Annotated in this window: 15 protein-coding genes; 9 read left to right on the top strand and 6 right to left on the bottom strand. The window is 57.5% G+C overall.

Annotated elements, in window-relative coordinates; all coding sequences use genetic code 11:
- Positions 1 to 11: 11 nt before the first annotated feature.
- Positions 12 to 386: an HlyD family secretion protein gene (locus tag GOW31_RS09270; protein WP_171169502.1), complete on the top strand. Its 375-nt coding sequence runs from the start codon at positions 12 to 14 to the stop codon at positions 384 to 386.
- A 106-nt stretch (positions 387 to 492) separates the two neighbouring features.
- Here GOW31_RS09270 and GOW31_RS09265 read toward each other — a convergent pair whose 3' ends face one another.
- Positions 493 to 1,110: a TetR/AcrR family transcriptional regulator gene (locus GOW31_RS09265; RefSeq protein WP_171169500.1), complete on the bottom strand. Its 618-nt coding sequence runs from the start codon at positions 1,108 to 1,110 to the stop codon at positions 493 to 495.
- A gap of 146 nt (positions 1,111 to 1,256) precedes the next feature.
- Here GOW31_RS09265 and GOW31_RS09260 point away from each other — a divergent pair, with 146 nt between their 5' ends.
- From GOW31_RS09260 to GOW31_RS09235, 6 genes are all read left to right on the top strand, one after another.
- A complete protein-coding gene (locus GOW31_RS09260) occupies positions 1,257 to 2,186 on the top strand; it encodes an AEC family transporter (RefSeq protein ID WP_171119178.1) in 930 nt (309 codons plus the stop codon).
- 103 nt (positions 2,187 to 2,289) lie between these two features.
- Positions 2,290 to 3,123: an S-formylglutathione hydrolase gene (gene fghA, locus GOW31_RS09255; RefSeq protein ID WP_171119176.1), complete on the top strand. Its 834-nt coding sequence runs from the start codon at positions 2,290 to 2,292 to the stop codon at positions 3,121 to 3,123.
- A 3-nt stretch (positions 3,124 to 3,126) separates the two neighbouring features.
- Positions 3,127 to 4,584, top strand: a complete 1,458-nt coding sequence (gene sthA, locus GOW31_RS09250) for a Si-specific NAD(P)(+) transhydrogenase (RefSeq protein ID WP_152460208.1) — start codon at positions 3,127 to 3,129, stop codon at positions 4,582 to 4,584.
- A complete protein-coding gene (locus tag GOW31_RS09245) occupies positions 4,581 to 5,036 on the top strand; it encodes a YaiI/YqxD family protein (protein WP_171169497.1) in 456 nt (151 codons plus the stop codon). The genes sthA and GOW31_RS09245 overlap by 4 nt, the downstream gene beginning before the upstream one ends.
- A gap of 121 nt (positions 5,037 to 5,157) precedes the next feature.
- Positions 5,158 to 6,252, top strand: a complete 1,095-nt coding sequence (gene mtnA, locus GOW31_RS09240) for an S-methyl-5-thioribose-1-phosphate isomerase (RefSeq protein WP_171169495.1) — start codon at positions 5,158 to 5,160, stop codon at positions 6,250 to 6,252.
- 75 nt (positions 6,253 to 6,327) lie between these two features.
- On the top strand, positions 6,328 to 8,367 hold the full coding sequence (locus tag GOW31_RS09235) for a bifunctional aldolase/short-chain dehydrogenase (protein WP_217356652.1): 2,040 nt from the start codon (positions 6,328 to 6,330) through the stop codon (positions 8,365 to 8,367).
- A 45-nt stretch (positions 8,368 to 8,412) separates the two neighbouring features.
- Here GOW31_RS09235 and GOW31_RS09230 read toward each other — a convergent pair whose 3' ends face one another.
- Complete coding sequence (locus GOW31_RS09230) at positions 8,413 to 9,648, bottom strand: MFS transporter (RefSeq protein ID WP_171169493.1); 1,236 nt, start codon at positions 9,646 to 9,648, stop codon at positions 8,413 to 8,415.
- A 148-nt stretch (positions 9,649 to 9,796) separates the two neighbouring features.
- Here GOW31_RS09230 and zapE point away from each other — a divergent pair, with 148 nt between their 5' ends.
- Entirely contained in the window at positions 9,797 to 10,864 is a 1,068-nt protein-coding gene (zapE, locus tag GOW31_RS09225; RefSeq protein ID WP_171169490.1) for a cell division protein ZapE, read from the top strand.
- Between the two features lie 58 nt (positions 10,865 to 10,922).
- On the opposite strand, the gene GOW31_RS09220 is transcribed toward zapE, so the two are convergent.
- The 4 genes from GOW31_RS09220 to GOW31_RS09205 are packed head-to-tail and all read right to left on the bottom strand — an operon-like array spanning position 10,923 to position 17,168.
- The gene (locus tag GOW31_RS09220; RefSeq protein WP_171169488.1) at positions 10,923 to 12,197 is read right to left on the bottom strand and encodes a folylpolyglutamate synthase/dihydrofolate synthase family protein; all 1,275 of its coding nucleotides are present in this window, start codon (positions 12,195 to 12,197) and stop codon (positions 10,923 to 10,925) included.
- A complete protein-coding gene (gene accD, locus GOW31_RS09215; protein WP_152460202.1) occupies positions 12,194 to 13,123 on the bottom strand; it encodes an acetyl-CoA carboxylase, carboxyltransferase subunit beta in 930 nt (309 codons plus the stop codon). Before accD ends, GOW31_RS09220 begins: the two co-directional genes overlap by 4 nt.
- Before the next feature lie 60 nt (positions 13,124 to 13,183).
- Positions 13,184 to 14,068 carry a CPBP family intramembrane glutamic endopeptidase gene (locus GOW31_RS09210; RefSeq protein ID WP_171169486.1) on the bottom strand — a complete coding sequence of 295 codons (885 nt, stop codon included), beginning with the start codon at positions 14,066 to 14,068 and terminating at the stop codon, positions 13,184 to 13,186.
- Positions 14,061 to 17,168, bottom strand: a complete 3,108-nt coding sequence (locus GOW31_RS09205; RefSeq protein ID WP_171169484.1) for an ABC transporter transmembrane domain-containing protein — start codon at positions 17,166 to 17,168, stop codon at positions 14,061 to 14,063. The genes GOW31_RS09210 and GOW31_RS09205 overlap by 8 nt, the downstream gene beginning before the upstream one ends.
- A 252-nt stretch (positions 17,169 to 17,420) precedes the next feature.
- On the opposite strand from GOW31_RS09205, the gene GOW31_RS09200 reads away from it, so the two are divergent.
- A complete protein-coding gene (locus tag GOW31_RS09200; RefSeq protein WP_171169482.1) occupies positions 17,421 to 18,182 on the top strand; it encodes a DUF6478 family protein in 762 nt (253 codons plus the stop codon).
- Positions 18,183 to 18,188: the final 6 nt, after the last annotated feature.

Below are 18,188 nucleotides of genomic sequence, written 5' to 3'. Positions count from 1 at the left end.
CAACGACATCGTTGAGGATTTTGAAGCTGGGCTGGATCAGTTGCAATTCGGCTATTTCGAGCCGGATCAATCCCGGCGACATCAACCAGCTGAAAATCGGGCAGGCCATACGGATTCGTTTTTCGGCTTTTGCGCAGGCCGATGCGCCCAAGGCCCGGGGTTCCCTCTTTGATATCTCAACCGACGCGTTGAAAGACGAACGCACGGGCGAGAGCTATTTCAAGACCCGGGTCAAACTGAACGATCAGCAATCCGACGAAGTGGCGGCTTTGGACTTGGCCCCCGGCATGCCCGCAGACCTGTTCGTCAACAAAGGCGAACGCACGGTGATTGCATATCTGGCACAGCCTGTCAGCGAGCGTCTGGCCAGAACTTTCATCGAGTAAAGGGTTTTACAAGACTTACAGCTTTAAACTGTTGTGTATCGAGTGTTTTGGTGAGTGAGCGATGGTCTGCGCCCCTGTTCCGGGCGCGGGCCATCACTTTTATGGATCAGACCCCGTAACGGGCAAGAAACATGTCAACAGCCTGAGCAGCGACCTGATCTATTTCTTCCTGGGTGAACGTATTCTGAATACCAAAAGCCGCCCGGGTCCAGATCCGCACTTTGCACAGTTCGGAAAACTGCTCGGCAGCGATATGTACATCATCAATGGCCAATTCGCCCTTGGCCACGGCTTTTTCCAGATACTCGGCCATCTGTCGCTGGCCGTTTTGCGGCCCTGCCTCGTAAAACGCACGACCAAGCTCGGGAAACCGGTCGCGTTCGGCAACGCAGATCCTGAAAACCTGCTGCGCGAAATCTGAAACAAGGAAGGCCGTCAATTGCGTCGCCGTGATCTGAAGCACTTCGCGGGCAGGCTTGGTTTCGTCGATCATCGAGATGACCCGCTCGGCCATCAGGCAGCATTCTGTCTGGGCCACTTCCATGAACAAAAGGCGCTTGTCCGGGAAATAGCTGTAAAGCGTTGCTTTTGACACGCCAGCCGCGCGGGCAATGTCATCCACACTTGCCCCTTCAAACCCATCCGCCATGAAAACCTCTCGAGCCCCGCGCAGAACCTGGTCGAATTTTCGGCCGGTGCGCAGGATGGTGGCGGTCTGGGTCATGTCTTCTCCTCGATCGATAGCCGCGCCAGTTTATAAACCGTTCGGTTTAGATACAACGATTCTCGAATATTTCAGCGAAGCGGAGGTTGCATTTGCTTTGATGCCGGGGACTTGCAGCGCGTTCAAACCGTGCTAGGACTGGGCCCATGGTCGAAATATTTCTGCGCACCCTTCCGTTTTTCGCGATTATCGGCCTGGGCTTTTGGGCGGGGCGCACGCGGTTCTTCACGGCTGAAGCCACGGCATATCTGACCAAGTTCGTCTTTTTCTTTGCATTGTCGGCGATGCTGTTTCGCTTTGCCGCCACCCTTCCCTTTGCCGAGATTTTCAATGCCCGGCTCATCCTAGGATATCTGCTGGGAACCATGACCGTTTACGTTCTGGCGTCGGCCATCGCCTGGCTGCGCGGGCTCGACATTCCGACTGCTGCGGTCGAGGCTCAGTGCGCGGCCATCGGCAATGTCGGGTTCCTCGGGCTGCCCATGCTTTCCCTTTTGTTCTCCGAGGCTGCGATCGGGCCCGTGATGCTGGTCCTGACCGTCGATCTGGTCGTGTTCTCTTCCCTGATCGTGATCCTGATCAACGGCGGCCGTGACGGTAGATTGACCCCGACCACCTTCAAGCTGATCGGACTGGGTTTGGTCCGCAATCCCATGATCGTATCCATCTCGGCCGGTCTCATCTGGTCCTCGCTGCAATTGCCTGTTCCTGAACCTCTTGGCGATTTTCTTATCATTCTCGGTGGGGCAGCAACTCCGGGTGCATTGTTCGCCATTGGTGCATCATTGGCGGACAAGTCGGCTGAACGTGTCCAGATCGCGGCATGGTTGAGCTTCTGCAAACTGGTGATCCATCCGGCCTGCGTTGCGGTCGCTCTGTTATGGCTGATACCGATTGATACTTTTCCCGCAACTGTTGCCATCTCTGCCGCTGCTTTGCCTGTGGCGGGCAATGTTTACATGCTGGCCGCGCATTACGGCATTGCCCCGCATCGCGCGTCGGCGGCAATCCTTCTATCCACAATCGTCAGTATTCTCACCGTGCCGATGGTGATCGCCTGGGCGGGCACATTCTGACCTTCACCTTTTCGAAAAATACTCTCAACGAAGGCGCACAGACTTTACGCCGGGTCCGCGGATCGTTAGCCATGTTGCGACTCGAAAACAAGGACGGTGCCTGATGGAAACCATTTCGGAAAATGCCTGTTTCGGCGGTGTGCAGGGCGTGTACCGCCACGCTTCCTCGTCGTGCAAGTGTGACATGACTTTTGGCCTGTTTCTTCCAGCCGAGGCCAAGGACGGCCCGGTCCCGGTTCTTTGGTATTTGTCGGGATTGACCTGCACCCATGAAAACGCGATGACCAAAGCCGGGGCTCAGGCGTGGGCCGCGGAACAGGGAATTGCCGTGGTGTTTCCAGATACGTCACCGCGTGGTGACGGCGTCGCAGATCACGAAGATTACGACCTGGGTCAGGGCGCGGGGTTCTATGTGAACGCGACACAGGAACCTTGGGCGCCGCATTTTCGGATGTGGGACTATGTTGCCGAAGAGCTGCCCGCCCTGCTGTGCGAAAACTTCGCCATCGACAGCGAACGCCAGGCCATTACGGGCCATTCCATGGGGGGGCACGGCGCCCTGACACTTGCCATGAACCTGCCCGGACGCTTCCGTTCGGTGTCAGCCTTTGCGCCGATCTCGAACCCGACCGGAGCGGATTGGGGCCGCAAACAGCTGAGCGCCTACCTTGGTGACGACGAAGCGCTTTGGTCAAAACACGATGCGTCCTTGTTGATGAAGAAAACCGGCTTCGACGGTCCGATCCTGATCGACACCGGTGCAAACGATCAGTTCATGGATTTTCTGCGCCCCGAAGCGTTGGCGCAAGCCATCGCCGAACGTCGCCAGCAAGCGACGTATCGCTTCCAGCCGGGTTACGATCATTCGTACTTCTTTGTGTCCACGTTTATGGAAGATCACGTCATCTTCCATGCCGAGGCACTGTACGGAGACTGAGGGATGAGCAGCTACGATTATGACCTGATCATCATAGGGTCGGGGCCTTCTGGGCGTTCTGCGGCGATTCAGGCAGGCAAACTGAAACGGCGTGTGCTGGTCATCGACCGCAAAGACCGTTTTGGTGGCGTCTCTGTCCACACCGGGACAATTCCGTCCAAGACCTTGCGCGAAACGGTTCTGAACCTGTCGGGCTGGCGCGAGCGCAGCTTTTACGGGCGTTCATACCGGGTAAAGGATCAGATCCGGGCAGAAGACTTGAAAGCCCGCCTGCATATGACCCTCGACCATGAAGTCGATGTGTTGGAGCATCAGTTCAATCGGAACCACGTCGAAACCCTCGACGGCCTGGCCAGATTTGTCGGGCCGCACGAAGTAGAGGTCGCAACCGATGCCGGGGAAACAACGCGTGTGACGGCCGCGAAGTTCCTGATCGCGACAGGTACGAAAACCTATCGACCGGATTATGTCCCGTTCAACGGCAAAACGGTAGTGGACGGTGATGAATTTCTGGAAATGGCTGAGATTCCGCGCTCGTTGGTCGTTATCGGTGCCGGGGTCATTGGCGTAGAATATGCCACGATGTTTTCAGCCCTGGACGTGCGTGTGACGCTGATTGAACCCCGCGACACGTTTCTGGATTTCATCGACAGCCGGTTGATCCACGACTTTACCCATCAGATCCGGGAAAACGGTGTCGACCTGCGTTTGGGCTCGGCTGTCGAGAAAATTGAAGACGCCGGTGAACATGTGGAAGTGACCCTTGAAAACGGTCGCCACGTTCGCGCTGAAATGCTTCTGTTTGCGGCCGGACGCATGGGGGCGACGTCCAAACTCAATCTGGATGCCGTCGGGCTGGAAACAGACCACCGCAACCGGATCAAGGTAGACCGCAAGACATATCAAACGGCGGTGCCGCATATCTATGCCACGGGCGATGTGATCGGACATCCGTCACTGGCATCGACCTCTTTGCAGCAGGGGCGCGTGGCTGCCTGTCACGCGCTTGAAACGCCCACGCTGCCGGAGAGCCCGTGGTACCCCTATGGCATCTATTCAGTGCCCGAAATATCAACCTGCGGAATGTCGGAAGAAGAATTGCAGGAGCGCAACATCCCCTACGAGGTCGGCGTCGCGCGATTCCGCGAGACTTCACGCGGGCATATCATGGGGCTGGAACACGGCATGTTGAAAATGCTGTTCTCGCTCAAGACCCGCAGGGTGCTGGGTGTCCAGATCGTTGGTGAAGGCGCGACGGAGTTGATCCATATCGCGCAGGCCGTGCTGAACCTGAAAGGTACGGTGGACTACTTCGTTCAGAACACGTTCAACTACCCGACACTTGCAGAAGCGTATAAAATCGCGGGGTTGGATGCGTTCAACCGCATGCCCATACCCGAGGAATTCAAGGTCAAAAAGAAACCGGTGGAACCGGCAAAGAAAGAGGCAAAGAAGGCGTGACGACGCTGTATGTCGATGGCGATGCCTGTCCCGTAAAAGCTGAGGCCGAACGGGTCGCGACGCGGCACAAAGTGCCGATGGCGCTGGTGTCCAATGGCGGGCTTCGTCCATCGGCCAACCCGCTGGTGCAGGTCATTGTCGTATCCGAAGGCGCCGATGAGGCGGACAAATGGATTGCCGACGGCTGTGGAGAAGGGGATGTCGTCATAACGTCTGACATCCCTTTGGCCGCAAAATGCGTCGAAGCGGGCGCACGCGTGCTGCGCCCGAATGGTGAAACCTTCACTGCGGCAAATATTGGCCAACAACTGGCAATGCGTGACTTGATGGCCGATCTGCGCGCGGCCAATCCGTTGGGAACCGGCGGCGGTGGGCGACCCTTCGGCAAAGCCGACCGCTCGCGGTTTCTGGACGCCTTGGAACGGGAAATACGTGCCGCCAGAAAGGGATGACCATTCCTTTTTCCAGATCAAATACTGACCCGAATTCAGAAACGCCCGTTTACAAGTACCTCATTAGAACGCACCCTGTGCTTGAATTCCGATCAGGCTTTTCGAACACGGAGACTGCGTTATGAAAGTACAAGGCACCCATTATCGGTCTATTTGGTGGGACAAACCGGCAGGCGTGGTTCGGATCATCGACCAAAGGTGGTTGCCGCATGATTTTCGGGTCGTAACCCTGAAAACCCTTGATGAATTTGCAGCTGCGATACGGGATATGTGGGTCAGGGGCGCACCCTTGATAGGCGCGACCGCTGCGTTTGGAATTGCCGAGCAGATGTCTCGGGACAGTTCCGAAGCCTCCTTTGATGCCGCGTATGACGTTTTGCATGCAACCCGACCCACGGCAATCAACCTGCGCTGGGCATTGGACAGATGCCGAGAAGCGCTGATGCCGCTTGCTCCGGGTGACCGTGCCGAGCGCGCCTGGTCGCTGGCACAGGAGATTGCAGACGAAGATGTCGAGATCAACGCGGCAATCGGCCGGCACGGGTTGGAACTGATCAAGGATATCGCGGCCCGAAAACCCGCCGGAGAACCGGTTCGGTTGCTGACGCATTGCAATGCGGGATGGCTGGCGACTGTGGATTGGGGCACGGCCACAAGCCCGATGTATCACGCACATGACGCGGGCATCCCCTTGCACGTCTGGGTGGATGAAACCAGACCACGCAACCAGGGAGCGCTGACATCCTGGGAATTGGGCGAACATGGCATTCCACATCGTTACATCGTGGACAATGCCGGCGGTCATTTGATGCAGCACGGCCTGGTTGATTTGGTGATTACGGGCACGGACCGAACCACGGCCCAAGGTGATGTTTGCAACAAGATCGGGACCTATCTGAAAGCTTTGGCTGCGAGGGACAACGGTGTGCCATTTTACGTCGCCCTGCCCTCCCCTACGATTGACTGGACCGTTCGCGACGGAGTCGCCGAAATCCCGATCGAAGAACGTGATTCCAGGGAAGTCACCCATGTCATGGGGGTTGATGGGCAGGGGAACATCTCGGATGTACGCGTGACGCCAGACGGCACGGAAGGTGGCAATCCTGCCTTTGATGTCACCCCAAACCGGCTGGTGACGGGGCTTATCACCGAGCGCGGCGTCAGCGAGGCGTCTGCTGACGGGCTTGCCCGGTTGTTTCCCGAACGGGCTGGTTAACACTTTGTTTAGCACAGTCCTGAATTGTGCAATCGCCCACGCGGATCATGCACCCGCTCAACTTGCTGAGAATGAATGATGATTGAAAACTGGTACAGGGCCGACGAGGCACGGAAATGGCGTGATCGGGCCGGAACAGACCCCGCAGATCAGGAACTGGGCGAACGTGTCTATACCTCGCGGCTGATCGGTCAGAACCCGGACCTCCTGATGCACGGAGGAGGCAACACGTCGGTCAAACTGGAACGCCCTGATCTGTTCGGCGATCCGCAGCGCGTTCTGCATGTCAAGGGATCTGGGTGGGATCTGGACAGCATCGAGGCACCGGGCTTGCCGGGCGTGTGGCTTGATCCTTTGATGAAACTGCGCGCATTGGACCATCTGTCAGATGCGCAGATGGTCAATGTTCAGCGCGCCAATCTGTTGGATTCGGGTTCTCCGAACCCCTCTGTGGAAACTCTGTTGCATGCATTTTTACCGCACAAATATGTGGATCATACGCATGCGACACCCTTTCTGGTGCTCGCCAATCTGCCAAATGCCGAGGAAGTCTGCCGCGAGATTTTTGGCGACCGACTGGGCATTGTGCCCTATATCATGCCCGGCTTCGGGCTGGCCAAAAAGGCGGCCGAAGTATTTGACGAAAACCCGAATGTCGAAGGGCTTCTGCTGCTTCAGCACGGGCATTTCACGTTCGGCGTGTCGGCGCAGGAAAGCTATGACCGGATTGTGGCGCATACCAACGAGGTTGCTGCCTATTTCGGAATGAAGGACCTGACGACAATTGGCCGTCGCGATCCAGCTGAGAATCTTGAGGTATTGCCGATCCTGCGCGGGGTCATCGCCGAAGTGGCGGCCCAACGGGATGACCCGATGCCGGTTTTTGACCTCCGCAACGGGCCGGATGTCATGCAGTTTTTTGATCGTCCGGATATTGATTCATTGGCCCAGCGGGGCATGGCGTCGCCGGATCACGTATTACGGACAAAAGGCTGCCCACTTGTATTGCGCGCGTCGGATTTGTCTGGGGGGCGGTCGCGGATCAAGGCAAAGGTCGAAGAGTTTGCCAAAGACTATCGGGCGTATTTTGAACGGCAGGCGCCGCAGGCCGACGAACCCAAGAAACTACTGCCCCAAGACCCCAAGCATGCCTGGATCGAGGGCGTGGGGATCCTGGGAATGGGCCCGAACGCAAAGGCTGCCTCGGCAGCGGCGGATCTTGCGGAACAAAACCTGCGGGTTCGAACAGTGGGCGAAGACGCGGGCGGTTTTTTTCCCATCAATGAAAAAGATCGCTTTGATTGTGAATACTGGTCCTTGGAACAGGCGAAGCTGGGCAAAAGCTCACCACCTCCGCTTCAGGGCAAGATTGTGATGGTGACCGGCGGTGCAGGGGCGATAGGTTTGGCCACCGCCAAGGCCTTTGCTGACGCCGGTGCAAATGTCGTTCTGGTGGACCGGGATGAACGGGCGTTGGCCGAGGCCAAATCGACCCTTGGCACATGGCATTCGACATATGCCTGCGACGTAACCGAGAGAGGCGCCGCAGATGCCGCGATTGCGGCGGCGATACACCGGTTTGGTGGAATCGATGTAATGGTATCGAATGCCGGGTCGGCGACTTCGGGCGCTTTGCTGGATCTTGGTGACGACGAGTTCCGCGCGGCTTTTGAACTGAATTTCTTCGCGCACAAGGCATTTGCGACACAGGCTGCCCGAGTGATGCAAGCTCAGGGCCGCGGCGGTCAGATCCTGTTCAATATCTCCAAACAGGCGATCAACCCGGGCCGGAACATGGGGGCCTATGGCACGCCAAAAGCCGCCACCCTGTTCCTGTTGCGCCAGTTGACACTTGAATTGGCCGAATATGGGATCCGTGTGAATGGGGTGAATGCAGACCGAATTCGGTCTGGCCTGCTGACGGATGGGTTCATTCAGGAACGCGCTGCCGCACGTGGCATTTCCGAGGAGACCTATATGTCAGGCAACCTGCTGGGCCGCGAAGTCGAGGCGAAGCATGTCGCGGACGCCTTTGTTGCGCTGGCGCTGATGGAACGCACCACCGGTCATGTCGTGACGGTGGATGGCGGCAACACCGAGGCCGAACTTCGGTAACGCCTTTGCCCGATTGGTTCCCTGCCTGTGGCGTATCGATGTGCCTCAGGCAGGAACTGCTGTTCGGTTCTCACGGATCGGCAGGTGGACTATGGCGCTGAAGGCACCGATCGCGACCCCGATCCACCAAACCATGTTGTAGTCGCCATACTGGTCGTACATGCGTCCGCCAAGCCAGACGCCCAGGAAGCTGCCGATCTGGTGGCTCAAGAAGATAACGCCATAGAGCGTTCCCATATAACGCAGACCGTATAGATGCGCGACGAGCCCCGAAGTCAGCGGCACGGTGGCCAGCCAAAGCGATCCCATCACCAGCGAGAACACGATGACCGTAAAGGGTGTGATCGGGAACACGATGAACAAAGCCGCAGCAATCGTCCGGCCCGAATAAACTGCGGCCAGAAGGTACTTTTTCGGAAAGTGGTTGCCGGCCCAACCCGCCAGTAGCGTGCCGCCGATATTGGCCAGACCGATCAAGGAAATCGACACCGCACCAAGTGCGGATGTGGAGGTGATCCCGATGGAATGCAGTACGCCTCCAGGCTGGATTGGTCCACACATCTCGGTCACGAAAGCCGGGAAATGCGCGGTGATGAAGCCCAGCTGGTATCCGCAGCTGAAAAAACCCAGAAATATCAGCGCATAGGAAGGGTCGCGGAACGCCTTGCCCAGAATCTCGCTCATGCTTTCTTGCATCTCTGCCTTCGAAACGGGCTGGGGTGCGCGCATGAAGGGCAAGGTCAGCACAAGGGCAAGAATTGCCGCGGCGAACACGACAAAAACCTGCTGCCAAGGCAGGAAAGTCAGCAGCCATTCAGCGGTCGGCGCCCCCAGAACCTGCCCAAAGCTGCCCGCAGCGGTAACGATGGCCAGCGACATGGACCGGTTTTCATCGGTGGACGCGCGCCCGACAACCGCCAGAACCACACCAAACCCAGTCCCGGCGATGCCGAAACCCACCAGCCACGCGTATATCTGATGCTCGAACGGCGTAACGGACCATGCCGTCAGCACCATGCCAGCCGCGTAAGTGAGAGCGCCGAGGATGATGGCTCGGCGGTCGCCCACCTTTTCGGCAATCGCGGCAAAGATCGGCTGCCCGATGCCCCAGGCCAGGTTTTGAATTGCAATCGCCATCGAGAAATCGGTCCGAAGCCAGCCGAACTCATCGGCTATCGGAATCTGGAATACGCCGAACGACGCACGAACGGCGAAGCTGACCGTGATGATGATACATCCGACAATCAGAATCGGATTCAACAAGCGGGCGGATCGGGGCATGGGACCTCAGGCGTTACGTCCGAAGGACCGTATTACTTTTGGTGTCACCGTCAATTCAGCAGATTTGCGGTCACGGATAAACAAAATTGATGTGTCGCCAAAAATGGCTTCTTTTCAACGGCCGAGACGACGGGTAAGGCTCGGATTCATGACGGATCTTATTTCGCTTTACGAGGCCCGCATTGCGGACGGAACGCTGACACGCGACGACGCGCAAGAGGCCGTTCTACCCCAATTCGAACGCATCCGGGCGGCGCTGTCCAAGCCGGTAAAACGAGGGCTCTTTCGCAAGGTGCCTCCGCCACCCAAAGGACTGTACCTGTGGGGCGGTGTCGGGCGTGGGAAATCCATGCTGATGGACATGTTCGTCGATACGCTGGGCAATATCCCAGCACGGCGCGTGCATTTTCACGCTTTCATGCAGGAGATTCACGCTGGAATGCACAAGGCCCGGCAACAGAATGTCGAGGATGCCCTGGCACCGGTGGCGAAGGAGGTGGTCAATTCAGTTCGCTTGCTCGCGTTTGACGAAATGCAGATCACCGACATTACGGACGCAATGATTGTCGGGCGGCTGTTTGACTTGTTGCACGAGGGCGGCGTGGTCGTGGTTACCACGTCGAACAGGCATCCCGACGATCTGTACAAGGATGGGCTGAACCGGCAGCTGTTCCTGCCCTTCATCGCCCATATCAAAGAGCAGTTGCAGGTGTGGGAATTGGTGTCGCCCACGGACTATCGGCAGAACCGGTTGGAGGGTGCCCCGGTCTATTTCACTCCGATTGGCCCAGAAGCCCGGCAGAAGATCAGAGAAGTCTGGACAGATCTTGCCGGTGGACCCGCTGATCCGCTTGTGTTGCACGTCAAAGGCCGGGCCGTTGAATTGCCCGCCTTTCGCAACGGGGTGGCGCGGGCTTCATTCTATGATCTGTGTGGCCGCATGCTTGGGCCGGGTGATTATCTTGCGATCGCCGAAGAGGTAAAGGTGCTGGTGCTTGAGGACATCCCACGCCTGTCGCGCAACAATTTCAACGAGGCCAAGCGTTTTGTTACCCTGATTGATGCGCTTTACGAAGCCAGGGTGCGTTTGATCTGCTCGGCTGCCGCGGAACCCGAGATGCTGTATGTCGAAGGCGAAGGAACCTTCGAATTTGAACGCACGGCATCACGCCTGCGGGAAATGCAGGATCAGGATTGGGGGCGACAGGGGCGCTGATCCGCCCGTATCGCCCGCGCCAAGACAGTGTCAGCCAGATCATGAGGCCGGAACGCACCTACGCGTTTTCTTGCAGAATTTTTCCAGCCAGATAGAGCGAGCCGCAGATCAGAACACGCGCCTGCGGGTCAGTGTCCGTGATCACTTTCAATGCGTCCGCCACGCTGTCGGCGGTGGATGCGGGAAGGTTGACCCTGGCCGCAGCCGCAGCGGTTTCTTCCGCGCTGAGCGTTGCGGTCTCACCCGGAATGGACACGGCTGTCAGACTTGTCGCTTTCTCGGCCAGAGGTGCCAGATACCCTGTCACATCCTTGGTGTTGAGCATGCCGCAGATCATGTGCGTGGGTTTTTGCGGCAGGTTCGTCAGCACATCCGCCAACGCGATTCCGGCGGCGGCGTTGTGACCACCATCCAGCCAAATCTCGGCCTGCGGGGCCTGATCGACGAGCGGGCCGGATTTCATACGCTGCATTCGCGCCGGCCATTCGGCCTTGGTCACGGCAGCTTCGTATGCGTCGTCGCCCATGTTCAGATGGCGCAGAACTGCCAACGCTGCGCCCGCATTCTGAATCTGATGCGCGCCCAGAAGGTTGGGCAGAGGCACATCCCGCAAACCGGTTTCGTCCTGATAGATCAGACGCCCGTTTTCTTCCTGCACGTGCCAGTGCTGACCATGAACCAACAAAGGCGCACCCATTCGGGCGGCCGTGTATTCGATGACCTCAAGCGCTTCGTCCTGTTGCGGGCCGACAATGCACGGAACGCCGGGCTTGATGATGCCCGCTTTTTCCGCCGCGATCTTGCCCAAAGTATCACCCAGGAACTGTTCATGGTCGATGGATACGGGGGTAATAACCGTGACGGCCGGGTTTTCAATCACGTTTGTGGCGTCCAGACGCCCGCCCAGCCCGACCTCGAGCAATGTGAAATCTGCCTTGGCGCGGGCAAAGGCCAACAGGGCGGCGCATGTGGTGATCTCGAAATAAGTGATGTTTTCGCCGCCATTCGCAGCGTAGCATTCATCCAGAACCGCCGTCAGTTCTGGCTCCGAGATCAGCTCTCCGGCCAATCGAATACGTTCATGAAAACGGGCCAGATGCGGCGAGGTATAGGCATGTACCGAGCGCCCCACCCCTTCCAGCCCCGCTCTGATCATCGCCTGAGTCGAGCCCTTGCCGTTGGTTCCGGCAATATGGATGACCGGCGGCAATTTCAGCTGCGGATTGTCCAATGCCGCCAGCAGACGCCAGACACGGTCCAAGGTCAGATCAATGATCTTGGGGTGCAGCGCCATCATCCGGTCGAGGATGGCGTCGGACGTCTTGGCCGTCATTTCTGATCTGTCTCTTCGGCGGGGGCCTCGATTGCGTCGGTTGGTTCCGGTGCAGGCAGATCGCCCTTGATCGCCGGCGGCAGATTCATCAGCATCCGCGTGATGGTAATCAGTTCATCGCGCATTTCGGTACGTCTGGTGACACGGTCCAGCATCCCATGATCCAGCAGGTATTCGGCGCGTTGAAAGCCTTCGGGCAGTTTTTCGCGGATCGTCTGCTCGATCACGCGAGGCCCAGCAAAGCAGATCAGCGCGTTGGGTTCCGAGATATGGACATCGCCCAGCATCGCATAAGACGCAGTAACGCCACCGGTTGTCGGATGAGTCAGTACCACGATATATGGCAGGTTGGCTTCTTTCAGCATCTCGACTGCCACAGTGGTGCGCGGCATCTGCATCAGGCTGAGGATACCTTCCTGCATACGGGCGCCACCGGCTGCCGAGAACAGGATCAGCGGCCGTTTGAGTTTCACCGCCTCCTGCGCGGCGGCGATGATCGCGTTGCCGACATACATGCCCATCGATCCGCCCATGAACGAAAAATCCTGCGCGGCGGCCACAATGGGGGTGCGGCCAATTTCACCCAAGGCGACCAGCATGGCTTCCTTTTCGCCGGTCTTCTTCTGCGCTGCTTTCATGCGATCGGGGTATTTCTTCTGATCGCGGAATTGCAACGGGTCGTCTTTTGGCGCGGGTACTTCAAGTTCGGTAAAGATGCCGCCGTCAAACAAGTGCTTGAACCGCTCTCGCGGTTTGATCGCCATGTGGTGGTCGCACTGTGTGCAGACATTCTGGTTTTCCGCCAACTCGCGATGGAACAGCATCGTTCCGCATTCGTCGCATTTGTGCCAGAGGTTTTCAGGCACTTCGCGGCGTGAGAAGATCGAGTTGATCCGGGGGCGGACGTAGTTTGTGATCCAGTTCATGTCGGAACCTTGGCTTGTGCGGTGTTGACGTCAAATAGGACGCCACGGAAGGAATTGCAATCAACGCCTGAGCGCAAGTCGCGCGGCCAGCCAGCAAACGAACATCACGGCAAGGTCCACCAGAAGCCAGGGGCGAAGCTGTTCGGCGTCGGATGCATCGAACGGAAGGGTGAACAGCGCCAGCCCGTTCAGGTTGTCAGGCAACGAGATGAACAGCAACGCTATGATGTTGTTGAAAAAATGCAAGGCGATAGCTGGCCCCAATGTTCCGGCCCGTGCCGTCAGGTCCGATGTCAGCAGACCGAAAACGCAAGCCCACAGCGCAATCAGCAACGCGTTGTCGCCGGCCATGTCCGGTGTGTAATGTCCAATTGCAAACAGGATGGATGGCACCCCCATCCAGATGACAGGCGATCGAAATCTGGCTGCCAGGGTTTGCTGAATATAGCCTCTGAACAACAGCTCTTCGGCGCTGGTCTGCACCAGAACAACCAAGGCCGAAACCGGCAACAGAAGAAGCCAGGTTGACAATGGCAGGTTCTGCGACAGAGATCCGCCAAAGCCATAAGGCGGCAGCAGGAACCCGACAGCGCCCAAAATAAGCAGTGCTTTCAACACTTTGAGGAATTGGCCCGCAGCCAATCGGTACCCGCCCACGATGGACACCAAAGACCTGTGCTGAACCTGCCGGGCGGCGACTGCCACGCCCAGAATGATGAAACCGAAACTGGCCAACAGCAACAGCAGCGCGAGGGGTGAACCGCCCATCAGAAGCGTCTGCGCCCAGCTTTCCGGACCCATCCCGGCAACCACGGTAAAAAACACCATGTTCAGAACGCTGACCAGCACGGCAACCAGCAAGAGCCCCAGCAACAGGCGCCAGATTTCCGGTTTGCCGCGCGCGGTTTCGACCAGATGGTCATGAGCGGAATATGCTTTAGGCATTATAATCCGTGCTTTCCTGAATCGCCTGATCCGTAATCGTCGGGAGCAGCTCCTCGGGGTTCTGCGCCGCATTGATTCTTGTGGACAACGTAGTCAGATATCCCGCAACAGTCTGCAGCAATTGCGTAGCAACCGAAGCGTCGCTTTCGACCACGGCACGCAGTTCCTCGGCGCCGATTCGCAGGAACCTGCAATCTTCGGTGGCGACCAGATCCAGTTGTCTGGGCTCTCCTGTTATGATCGAGAGATCACCGATCAGCCGCCCGGGTTCGATGATCGAGATCGGGCGTTTTTTTCCATCATCCGTGGGCCAGTCCAGCCTGGCCCGCCCTGAGACGCACAGATACGCCGCGTCCGGCGCCTGACCACGCGAGAAAATGACTTGCCCCGCTGCTGCTTCGTACCATTGCGCTGAGAACGCCAACAACCGCTGGTTGCGGCCATCCACGCCGGAAAACAACTCGGTCGCCGAAATGATCTCGAGCTTGCGGCTCAGATCGTCCGACGTGCTGACTTCTTGCGGGGATTTGGATCGTGACACACCATCGATACGGCCATCCTTGATTTCCACAAACAGATCATACGCTTCGGGATGTGCAAAGTGATCTTCCATAAAGATCATAATGGAATCCGGCAACAATTCCCGCAGTTTCAGGCGGGTGCGCAACCGGCTTTCGGAATCGTGACTTGCCAGGGCCCTGTCCAGAATCAGGACGTCAGGCCGTTTGATACCTGCGCGCGAGAATGCGGCACGCTCCTGAAAGACGGTCGGCAGATTGTTCCCGCCCAGGCCTGCTGGCAGATCGTAGATGATGGCAGCTGCACGGCGTCGCAGGCCGGCTTCGTTCATGGCTTCGGCCACAACGTCTTCTATTTCGTCCGCGTGTGCACCGGCCATCAACGAAACCCGGCCGTAGATCGCATTTTCCATCACGGTCAGACGTGGCACATAGATGTCCGGCGCAACTGACATGAACATGCCGCCCATCGCATCCCGCAGCCGCTTGGCCTGACTTTTGCGGATGGCAAGAATCTTTTCCTTGTATTCTTCCGGGAAGTTTGGGCCGATCTGCTCGGCCGTCAACAGGAACGGCACCGTCAATAGCAATGCGCGCTCCTGGTCGCTCACGGCCATGTCACCCTTGGCTTTGCGCCGTTCTTCGATATCCAGCAATTTGTGATACATATCCTTGGACATGCCAAGCCTTAGGAACAGCGGGTGATCCGCCCCGTCCCGCCCGAAGGTCTTGCTGAGCGTGTCCATGACGGCCTGAGAGATGCTGATCACGTCGTCAACCATATCATGGGCCCTGAGCATCTGAACGAACCGTTCGTCACCCGCCAAAATATCCGGAGAAATGTCCTTGGATGGTGCCGCGAACAACAGGTTTCCGCCCAGCGGAACTGCCGGGTTAAAGCGATCAGGGTCGAACCGGTACACATATCGATCAAGCCCCTTTTCTGCCAGGCGCTCAGCGATGGTCCCTCGTAAATTGACAACTTCCTGTGCCAGAACCGGGTGAATTTCCGGGTCGAACTGCGTACGCAACGTGCGGCGGAACATGAACTCGTCGATACCCATCGCTTCCACCAGCTGGAACCACCAGTCACGTATGTCGTCGATATCGTCAAGACCGGCGAGGCCCGGGTCAATCCATTCATCGTCCAGAGAATCCGGTGAATTGCCTGCACGAACAGCTTCGATTTGCCACCGCGTCGGGGCCTTGAGCGTATCTGCTTGATGTCGTGGATGCGTGCGCAAAGGCATCATGAGGTTGTCGCCCAATGTCCCGTCAAACAGGTAAGGGCGCGAATAGGCATAGCCGATCCGGGCCGCGATGACGGCCTGATGCAGACCCCGCAGATTATGCCCGGCTATGATCACCTCACCCTGAGCCGGCAACACCTCACGAGTCAAAAGCTGACCCAACGCGCTGCGTTCCGACGCCTGTCCAGACTGAATTGCGACGCGCGCGCCGCGCGGAATGGTCAGATCAAGATCTTCGAGAACGGTTTTACCATCGCTATCGCGAACTGTCACATTTTGCAGCTCTATGTCGCCAGTCAGACGCGGGATGGTTTCAGGCTCACCCTCGAAAAGTTCTTCCGGTATCATGTTGTCCGGCGCAAATCTCTCGGTGACGATTTCCCACCGCAAAGACATGTCCTGTACCTGATTGTAATAGGTCAGCAGATCCTTCCATGGGCCGCTCAGATCCTTGTAGGCGCCCAACGCGGCAACCAGCGCACCGACGGTCACCTCGCCAGTGATCGCCAGATATCCACCCACTGAATAAAACAGGAAGGGTGTCATCTGAGTTATCAGGTTGTTGAGGAACTTCATGAAGAATTTTTTGTTGTAGATCTTGAAACGGATCTCGAACAGTTTCCCCAGCCGATGGCTGAATTGCGCAAGGCGATAGCGCCACCCTCCGTTGGTACGCAGATCGCTGATACCCGCCGCAGTTTCGCCGATCTCCGAGCTCAGACGTCGAACTTCCTGAATGCGGTCCTTGTTCAGAAGGTTGATTTGCCGCTGAAGCTTGGGGATCAGCCAGGCCTGAAGCGGGATCAGCGCGATACTGGCAAGCCCGAACCAAACGCTTTGCATGAACAGGAAGGTGACGATCGTCATCATCTGGCCGAACTGGAAAACCGGCTGCGCGATGGCATCCCCCATCAGGCCACCCATCGGTTCGGCCTCGGACGTGATCATCGATACCAGCTCACCCTGGCTGGTGGTCGCAAAATAGGATTTCGGAAACCGCATCGACCGTTGAATCAACGTATAGCGCAGGCGCCGCAGCATGCGCTCGGCTAGGACGCCCTTCATCGTGTTGATGCGCATCTTCATGACACCGCTCGCGATCACCGTCGCCAGAAATGCAACGCACAGTATCATCAGATACTGAACCTGCGTCACGGTGAAGTTCCAGATGGTTACCGTGTCACCCGGCGCGCCGATTGCGTCGTTGATGATTTGTTTGGGCAGTTCCAGCGAGGCGTAAAGAAACGGGAACGACAGGACCGTCAGCAGAAGAAGAACAAGTTGCTGTTTCTTCGAATATTTCCAAATGAAGGCAAATAAAGTGGACTCCATAACCTGGCCTTGTCATGCGCTAAACTGTTGTGTGGCTGTTCTTGGGATGACCCACTTTGCAGGAGCCAAACGGTAAGCACTGACCCGGTACATTGCAAGAATAGACCGGTTCAGTTTCAGCATGTTGCGCCTAACCAAATTATGGAGGGACCCCAACAGGAAAACACAAGGCTTCGATAGCAATTCCGTTATTGCGGCTTTGTTCATGCTGTTGTCCTTGACTAAGGCCGGGCATTATCGGACGACGTGGCCATGGGCAGGATTCTGGATCGCTATTTTCATCGCAAGATTCTGGGGCGCTGGCGTCGAGCCGCGCATCAGGCGCCGTATGCCAGCCAGGCAGATTTGCGCTTGCAACGGGATCAGGCCCGCGGCTTGCGCAGGCATCTTGATCATCTGATTCAGCAGGCGGACAGTCGCCTGATCCGGCCAACGATTGGGTCAACGCAGTTTCCCAAACCCGTCGGAACAGACTGGAGCTGCCGCCCCGACCTGTGGCGTGCGCCCCTGACGCAACCGGGTGTGGCTTCGGCCCCGCGAAAGACCGTTCTGGACAGTCAGGTCAGCGTGTTCCACGACTGCCCGCTTTCTGAAATTGCCGTTCGGCAAGTCCGGAACAGAGGGGACAGAGATCTGGCTCCGTTCAGTCTCGTGATCGAGGTTTTCAGCTTTGGGGGGTCCTTCCTGTCCGTTTCGGTTGAATTGCCTGTGGATGCTGCAATTCATCTAACGCGCGAGCATCTTGTGAGGCTGGAAACCCTGATCGAGTGTGAAAAGCCATCGGGCGTTTTCGCGCGCCTCAACATTCAGCACGGGCCCAATATGGAACAGGTGTTGCGAAGCCTTTATCCCAGCGAGGTATCAAAGGCCGTGGATTTTGATCTGGCGCATCTCCCCCTGAATGAGCGCAGGATCGAAAAAATCTGGCTGGATTTGATTTTTGAAACGCCCGAGATGAACCGCATGGTGGTGCGGGATCTTACGTTTTGCCGTTTTCATCGTGCCGATTTGTGAGAAGAT

Origin of the sequence: Ruegeria sp. HKCCA0370 (assembly GCF_013033705.1) — a bacterium.
Classification (GTDB): Bacteria; Pseudomonadota; Alphaproteobacteria; order Rhodobacterales; family Rhodobacteraceae; genus Ruegeria.
This window is presented reverse-complemented; position numbering and strand designations above follow the sequence as displayed.

Coding starts and splice junctions, on each gene's coding strand:
- GOW31_RS09200 (WP_171169482.1), top strand. CDS start 17,421: ATGGGCAGGATTCTGGATCGCTATTTTCATCGCAAGATTCTGGGGCGC.
- GOW31_RS09235 (WP_217356652.1), top strand. CDS start 6,328: ATGATGATTGAAAACTGGTACAGGGCCGACGAGGCACGGAAATGGCGT.
- GOW31_RS09230 (WP_171169493.1), bottom strand. CDS start 9,648: ATGCCCCGATCCGCCCGCTTGTTGAATCCGATTCTGATTGTCGGATGT.
- GOW31_RS09265 (WP_171169500.1), bottom strand. CDS start 1,110: ATGACCCAGACCGCCACCATCCTGCGCACCGGCCGAAAATTCGACCAG.
- mtnA (WP_171169495.1), top strand. CDS start 5,158: ATGAAAGTACAAGGCACCCATTATCGGTCTATTTGGTGGGACAAACCG.
- GOW31_RS09210 (WP_171169486.1), bottom strand. CDS start 14,068: ATGCCTAAAGCATATTCCGCTCATGACCATCTGGTCGAAACCGCGCGC.
- GOW31_RS09220 (WP_171169488.1), bottom strand. CDS start 12,197: ATGACGGCCAAGACGTCCGACGCCATCCTCGACCGGATGATGGCGCTG.
- GOW31_RS09205 (WP_171169484.1), bottom strand. CDS start 17,168: ATGGAGTCCACTTTATTTGCCTTCATTTGGAAATATTCGAAGAAACAG.
- sthA (WP_152460208.1), top strand. CDS start 3,127: ATGAGCAGCTACGATTATGACCTGATCATCATAGGGTCGGGGCCTTCT.
- accD (WP_152460202.1), bottom strand. CDS start 13,123: ATGAACTGGATCACAAACTACGTCCGCCCCCGGATCAACTCGATCTTC.
- GOW31_RS09260 (WP_171119178.1), top strand. CDS start 1,257: ATGGTCGAAATATTTCTGCGCACCCTTCCGTTTTTCGCGATTATCGGC.
- zapE (WP_171169490.1), top strand. CDS start 9,797: ATGACGGATCTTATTTCGCTTTACGAGGCCCGCATTGCGGACGGAACG.
- fghA (WP_171119176.1), top strand. CDS start 2,290: ATGGAAACCATTTCGGAAAATGCCTGTTTCGGCGGTGTGCAGGGCGTG.